At 72.6% G+C, this 6,919-nt stretch carries 6 protein-coding genes; 3 read left to right on the top strand and 3 right to left on the bottom strand.

What is annotated here, in order from left to right; translation table 11 throughout:
* Positions 1 to 167: 167 nt before the first annotated feature.
* Complete coding sequence (locus AB0O76_RS43720; protein WP_360772348.1) at positions 168 to 356, bottom strand: DUF5703 family protein; 189 nt, start codon at positions 354 to 356, stop codon at positions 168 to 170.
* 47 nt (positions 357 to 403) lie between these two features.
* On the opposite strand from AB0O76_RS43720, the gene AB0O76_RS43715 reads away from it, so the two are divergent.
* Positions 404 to 1,201 (top strand): hypothetical protein, encoded by a 798-nt coding sequence (locus AB0O76_RS43715; RefSeq protein ID WP_365503501.1) that lies wholly within the window; start codon positions 404 to 406, stop codon positions 1,199 to 1,201.
* A gap of 120 nt (positions 1,202 to 1,321) precedes the next feature.
* Here the strand turns inward: AB0O76_RS43715 and AB0O76_RS43710 are convergent, their stop codons facing one another.
* Both AB0O76_RS43710 and AB0O76_RS43705 read right to left on the bottom strand, forming a co-directional pair.
* Positions 1,322 to 3,556, bottom strand: coding sequence for a helix-hairpin-helix domain-containing protein (locus AB0O76_RS43710; RefSeq protein WP_365503498.1), 2,235 nt, complete (start codon positions 3,554 to 3,556; stop codon positions 1,322 to 1,324).
* On the bottom strand, positions 3,553 to 4,533 hold the full coding sequence (locus tag AB0O76_RS43705; RefSeq protein WP_266868795.1) for an aldo/keto reductase: 981 nt from the start codon (positions 4,531 to 4,533) through the stop codon (positions 3,553 to 3,555). Before AB0O76_RS43705 ends, AB0O76_RS43710 begins: the two co-directional genes overlap by 4 nt.
* Before the next feature lie 164 nt (positions 4,534 to 4,697).
* On the opposite strand from AB0O76_RS43705, the gene AB0O76_RS43700 reads away from it, so the two are divergent.
* Both AB0O76_RS43700 and AB0O76_RS43695 read left to right on the top strand, forming a co-directional pair.
* Complete coding sequence (locus AB0O76_RS43700) at positions 4,698 to 5,747, top strand: LLM class F420-dependent oxidoreductase (protein ID WP_365503494.1); 1,050 nt, start codon at positions 4,698 to 4,700, stop codon at positions 5,745 to 5,747.
* A 226-nt stretch (positions 5,748 to 5,973) separates the two neighbouring features.
* Positions 5,974 to 6,762: a ferritin-like domain-containing protein gene (locus AB0O76_RS43695; protein WP_365503491.1), complete on the top strand. Its 789-nt coding sequence runs from the start codon at positions 5,974 to 5,976 to the stop codon at positions 6,760 to 6,762.
* Positions 6,763 to 6,919: the final 157 nt, after the last annotated feature.

Below are 6,919 nucleotides of genomic sequence, written 5' to 3'. Positions count from 1 at the left end.
TTTTCACCAGGTCCCTCTTAAACCCCTCCCCCTACCCCCCGTTCTCCCTAGCGGGCCGCACCGCCCCCCCGACGGGCGGGGCCCCCGCGGGGGGGGGCCCCACTCCGTTCCGTCCGTCTCAGGTCACCCTGCGTTCCTGGTCGCGCTCTGTCCTTGTCCGTCCAAGGTCACCAAGTGGCCCGCAGCTGGCGGATGATCCGCCGCTTCAGCCGCACCCTGCGGCTGCCGTCCGAGTGCAGGCTCAGGCGGTCCAACTCCCAGTGTCCGTACTCTGCGTGGTCTGTCAGCAGACGCGTGGTTTCCTTGCGGGTGACCCCGCGTGGCACATACACGTCGACAAATTCGTATTCCGGCATCGCATCTATTGTGCAAGTACAGGCCCGGTACGGATAGCGTCTGCACTATGTCTGATGCTGCGCAGCCCACCGCTGCCGAGGTACGTGCCGCCGCCGAGGCGGTCAAGACCGCGCTCGACCGCCACCTTGCCGCGGTCGAACGCAGGTCGGGGGAGGACGACCCGGCCGTCTACGAAGCGTTCAACGAGCTGGCCGCCGCGGCCGAGACCTATGACGAGCTGCTCTACGACCGCTATGACGAGGTCACGCCCTTCGAGATCCCCGGCGCGGACGGCGACGTTCCGCCGTACCAGGGTCCCGAGGAGCCGAACGCGCTCAGCGTGCTGATTCGCAGGGACTACACCGTGGCGGAGCCGCATCGGCTGCTCGCCCAGGCCCAGCGGGTCGCGGATCTCGACGCGGACACGGTGGCGGGCGAGAGTCCGGCCGCCGCGGCGGCCGGCAGCAGCGTGCATGCCGCGCTCGGCGTGCTCTTCGGCGAGTTCGAACCGGACGAAATCGCCTCCCGGCACAAGGAGTTCGGCCTCGAGGAGGGTGACTCCACGCTCTGGGTGACCGCCCTTGACGAGCCCGCGGAGCCGGGGGAGTGGCTGGAGCTCCCCTTCGACCAGGCGGACCCGCACCGGATCGTGTGCCGCTTCGACGTCAGCACGGTCTTCGACGACGAGCTGGACGACGAGGACCTCGACGCGGAGGTGGCCGCCGCGGCGGCGCTGGCGCGGGAGGCGGTGGAGGAGCTCGACGAGACCGACGAGACCGATGAGCTCGACGATACGGACGGGGTGGACGAGGTCGACGCCGTCGATGTGGACGACGATCGCAGTCCGTTGGACGCCGATCGCTGATTTCTGCCGGCCCGGCGCCTGGGGCGGTGCCGCACCAAGCGCCGGGTGAGCGAGGGACTGGGCGGGCAGGCTCAGGGGAAGTGGGGCTTCCCCCCCCCGCCTCCCCCGGCCGCCCTGCGGTCAGGCTGTTGCCGGGACCTGGGGGCGTAGGAGGGTCTGGAGGCGGGTCGTGCGCGGCTTGGGGGCGACTTCCGCCACCGCACGCGGCAGCGCCTGTTCCGCGCCCTGGACCACCGACAGGTGGCGTTCTCCGCGGCTGAACGCGGTGTAGACCCAGGCCCGGGTCAGCGCGGCCGTCGCGTCGCCCGGCAGCACCACGACCACCGCGGGCCACGTCAGACCCACCGCCTGGTGCGCGGTCAGCGCCCAGGCGTGGCGGACCGTCTGCTCCACCCGCTCCTTCGGTACGACGACGGGCGCGCCGTCGCACTCCAGGTGCAGCCCCTCCGCGTCGGCCCGGACCACCCGGCCCAGAGTCGTGCGGCCCGGCGCCGGGACGTGGGCGACGCGGTCGCCCGGGTCGAAGCCGCCGAACCGGCCGGGGCCGGGGTTCAGCCGCTCCTTGAGCGCCGCGTTCAACGCGCGCGTGCCCGCCGCCCCGCCATGCCCGGGGGTGATGACCTGGGTGTCCTGCGGGGGCACCCCGATCGCCCGCGGCACCGAGTCGGCCACGAGCTGCACCGTGCGGTGCACCGCCTCGCCCGCGTCCCGCACGGGGACGATCACGACTTCCTTGCCCGGCGCGTCGACCTGGTTCAGCTCTCCGATGCCGATGCCGGAGATCAGCTCCCCGATGGGCCCGGGGTCCGGGACGCGCGAGACGATCTGCGGGCAGCAGCGCGCCGCGACGAGGTCCGCGAAGACCCGTCCGGGGCCCGCCGACCACAGCACCCCGGGGTCACCGCTCAGCACCAGACGGGCGCCGTCCGGCAGGGACTCCACCAGCATCGCGGCGGTCTCCACGTCCAGCTGCGGCGCGTCCAGGACCACCAGGAGGTCCAGGGCGAGCGCACCGTCCCTGTCCCGCCCCGGCCCCTCCGCCCCGGAGAGCAGCCCCGCCACGGTCACGGCGGCCGCCTCGTCCGAGCCGACGAGCCCGGCCAGGCGCCGGCGCCCCGCCGCGCTGTGGGTGGCGGCGCACACCCGCAGGCCGAGCGCCTCGGCGGCGGCCACCAGAGCGGCGGGCTCTGTGCGGGCCGTCTCGCCGCCGGTGTGCAGGACGAGTCCGTGCCCGGCCACGGCGCGGATCAGCTCGGCGGTGGAACCGGACGCCTCGCCCGCGGCGGACTCCCAGTCGCCGGCCTGCGGGCCCGAACCGTCTTCCTTGGGCAGGGAGTTGATCAGTCGGGCGAGCCCGTCGGCGAGGCTCTCCTCGGCCAGTGCGTACTGCTCGAGGCCCACCAGGACGCGGACCGGGCGCTCGGTCTCCTCGCCCTCGTCCTCGTCGTCAGCCGGTGCCGGGGCAGGCGCTCCCGGTGTCTCGATCGCGTCCTGGAAGACCAGGATGTCGCCCTCCGTGATCGCGCTCTGCACCGCGGCGTCCGCGTCCGGCACGGCACGCTGCCCGAGCGCTGCGGTGAGCGCGGAGGCGTCCAGGGCCGTGTGCCCGGCGACGGCCGCCTGCTCCAGGAGCCAGACGGTGATCGCGCGCCCCCTGCGCTCGTCGTCGGGCCCGCACTCCGCGCCGAGCAGCGCCCGCGCGAATCCGTCGGCCTGCTCCGTGCGTACGCCGCCGACCCGGAGCAACTGCCAGGGGTCGTCCCGCAGTTGAGCGTCTGCTCCCTCGCCGAGGGCTTTTGCCGCGCGGGCCGCCAGGGTCGCGGGCGCGCCGCCTTCGGCGAGCACGGCGCGGACCGCGTCGACGGCCTCGTCGCCAGGGCCCGCCACGGGCGCCACGGGCTGCGGCCGCCGCACGGGCTCGGGCGCGGACCTGCGCGGCGCGGGCTCGGGCTCACGGAAGGCGCTGGCCACGGGCTGCTCGCCGCTCTCCACCGCCCGCACGGCGGCCAGCAGATCGGCGGCCGTGCCGCTGAGCTTCGCCCCCGCGTCGACGGGCCCCTGCTTGGCGGCCTTCCGCTCTTCGATCCGCTCCCGCAACTCCCGCTGAGCGGCGAGCTCCGCCTCGGCCTCGGAAAGCTCCTTGCTCTCGGCGGAGCCTGCTGCGGCGGCGTCCCCCGCTCCGGCAACCCCACTCCCGCTGCCCTCGGGCGCGGCGGCAGCAGGGCCGGCGGCACCGTCCGCGTCGGCCGTTCCGGCGGAGCCGTCCGTGGTGGTGTCGGCCGCGCCTTCGGCCTCCGGGGCCCGCGCCCCGGTCTCCTCCGCGGCAGCGGTCTCCGCTTCCGGCTCCGTACTCACAGCGTGCTCCAGTCCTGATCGGGGTAGCGGTGCACGGGCGCCGACACATCGTCGAGCGCCTGGCAGATCTCGTCAGGAAGACTAAGGGTCTCCACTGACAATGCGGCCGTGAGCTGCTGCGCGTTGCGCGCGCCGACGATCGGCGCGGTCACCCCGGGGCGGTCGCGCACCCAGGCCAGGGCGACTTGGAGGGGCGTCGCCGCGAGGCCGTCCGCGGCCGTGGCGACCGCGTCCACGATGCGGCTCGCGGCGTCGTCGAGGTACGGCGCGACGAACGGCGCAAGATGCTCGGAGCCGCCCCGCGAGTCGGCGGGGGTGGAGTGCCGGTACTTCCCGGTGAGCACCCCGCGCCCCAGCGGCGACGACGGCAGCAGGCCCACCCCCAGGTCCTGCGCGGCGGGCAGCACCTCGCGCTCGATGCCGCGCTGCAGCAGGGAGTACTCCATCTGCGTACTGGCCAGGCGGGTGCGTGTGCCCGGCGCCGCGAGCTGCCATGTCGCCGCCTTGGCGAGCTGCCAGCCGGAGAAGTTCGAGATCCCCGCATAGCGTGCGCGGCCGCTGCTGACGGCGATGTCCAGGGCCTGGAGCGTCTCGTCGAGCGGTGTGGCGGGGTCGAAGGCGTGCACCTGCCACAGGTCGACGTGGTCCGTGCCGAGCCGGGCGAGCGACGCGTCGAGCGCGGAGAGCAGATGACCCCGCGAGCCGTCGAAGCGCCGCTCCGGGTCGGGGACGCTGCCCGCCTTCGTGGCGATGACCAGGTCACGCCGCGGCACGAGCCGTTCTATGAGGCGGCCGAGCAGATACTCGGCCTCCCCGTCGCCGTACACATCCGCCGTGTCGACGAGGCTGCCGCCCGCTTCCCAGAACACCTTCAACAGGTCGGCGGCGTCGCTCTCGTCGGTATGCCCCCAGGTGAGGGTGCCGAGTCCGATCCGGGACACGCGAAGGCCGGTACGGCCGAGATGCCTCTGCTCCATGGGCGCTGAGGTTACTGGCCGGGCCACCGCGGCGGGTGGGGCTGTGGGCAAACCGGCGCCTGTGGACAACTCCGCCACCCGTCCGCCCGCCCCTGACGGCCCCCACCGCCACGCGCTACAGTCCCCGGCACAGGGACGTTACTGCGCAGTAAGGGGATTCGGCCATGCAGCTCGGGATCAACCTCGGCTACTGGGGCGCGGGAATGGACGGCGACAATCTCGCCGTCGCCAAGGAGGCCGACAAGCTCGGCTACGCGGTCTGCTGGGCCGCCGAGGCGTACGGCTCGGACGCCGCGACGGTGCTGTCCTGGGTGGCCGCACAGACCGAACGTATCGACATCGGATCCGCGATCTTCCAGATCCCGGCCCGGCAGCCCGCGATGACCGCCATGACGGCCGCCACGCTCGACTCGCTCTCCGGCGGCCGCTTCCGCCTGGGCCTCGGTGTCTCCGGACCGCAGGTCTCCGAGGGCTGGTACGGCGTCAGGTTCGACAAGCCGCTCGCCCGCACCCGCGAGTACGTCGAGATCGTCCGCAAGGCGATGACCCGCGAGCGTCTCTCGTACGAGGGCGAGCACTGGACGCTGCCGCTTCCGGAAGGCCCCGGAAAGCCCATCAAGCTCACCGTCCACCCGCAGCGCGAGCACATCCCGCTCTACATCGCGGCGATCGGCCCCAAGAACCTGGAGCAGACCGGCGAGATCGCCGACGGCGCCCTGCTGATCTTCCCCGCGGCCGAGCACCTGGAGGAGACCGCGATCCGTCATCTGCGCGCCGGGCGCGAGAAGGCGGGCAAGACCATGGACGGCTTCGACATCGTCCCGACGCTGCCGCTCGCGGTCGGCGACGACGTGCGCGGCCTCGCCGACATGTTCCGCCCCTACACCGCCCTCTACGTGGGCGGTATGGGCAGCCGCAAGCAGAACTTCTACAACCAGCTCGCCCAGCGCATGGGCTACGAGAAGGAAGCCGCCGAGATCCAGGACAAGTACCTGTCCGGCGACAAGGACGGCGCGGCGGCCGCGGTGCCGCACGAGCTGATCGACTCGACCACGCTGCTCGGATCCGTGGACCGCATCGCCGAGCGGATGCAGGCCTATGCGGCGGCCGGCGTCACCACCCTCACGCTGTCCCCGGCGGGCTTCACCCTGGAGGAGCGGATCAAGGCCCTGCGCGCGGGCACGGAAGCACTGGAGCGCGCCGGACTGGCGTAAGCGGAGGGGGAGAGTTTCTGCGGCCGTGGTGGGGGCTCGGGGGTCTTCCCCGCCACGGCCGTCACGGGAAACAACGCGTCGTGGAGCCCCTCGGTTACGGCCTGGTCCGGCCTTTGGCCGTCCTCCGTTTGGCGGAGCTGCCTCGTACCCCTGTTGCCCGGAGGCCGACATCGCATTTGACTAGTTCTTTGCGGACGTCCGCGCGGAGGGCATGGAGGTGCCACTGATGCTTTCGGCCAAGAGTGTCTTCGAGGAGATCCTCGACAACGACGAGTCGTTCCGGCTCTTCTGTTCCATCGCGGCCAGCGGTGAGTCGCAGGGCGGCTGGGAGAACGGACGCATCGCCGCCCTGGTCCCCGAGAGCCAGCGCGGGCTCGCGCCCAAGATCACCCGGCACGGCGCCGACGAGGACAAGCACGGGCGGATCTTCAACGCCCTTCTCAAGAAGCGAGGCCTCGAGCCCTGCGAGGTCCCGCACGAGACCGACTACACGATGCTCCTGGAGAAGCACGGCATCGGCCTCGCCCACGAGAAGCTCCGGGACGACGTCCCGCTGACCGAGCACGACATCATCACGTACCTCTCGCACAGCCGCGTCACCGAACAGCGCGCCGCCGACCAGATGGTGATGCTGCGCAAGGACTTCGGAGACCACCCCGAGATCGGCAAGGCCGTGAAGATGATCTCGAACGACGAGGACAACCATCTGGCGTACTGCCACGAGGAGTTGCTGCGCTTCGCGTACGCCGGACACGGCCGCACCATCCAGGCCATCCTGCGCGAGTGTGCCATCGCCGAGATCCGCATCTACCGCGACGTCAGCCTCGCCGTGATGGACCACATGGGAGGCATCCTGGGCTGGCCGAAGGCCAAGTCGGCGGTGCTCGCCGCGGGCATCCACGGCATGTACGCGTACGAACGGCTCGGCGGCTGGCGGCGGATGGTGTCCCTGAAGATGCCCGAGCGGCGCGACGCGCTCGGCGGGCCCGCCACCTCGGCGCCCGAGTTCGCCTGACCGGGGCCGCCCCCCTGGAGCCGGCCGCTAGGGCCTGTCCGATGGGTCAGGCTGGTCTTCGTGCCGGGTGCCGATTCAGCAGGGCCGAGCGGGCCCTGGTGCGTGCAGCTGCAAGGCGGAGGAGGGCGACAACGCGGAGCGTTGGCAACCGACGACA

This window comes from Streptomyces sp. NPDC086554, from assembly GCF_040686095.1.
Lineage (GTDB): Bacteria > Actinomycetota > Actinomycetes > Streptomycetales > Streptomycetaceae > Streptomyces.
Note: the sequence above shows the minus strand (reverse complement) of the source record. Positions and strands in the feature narration are given on the sequence as shown.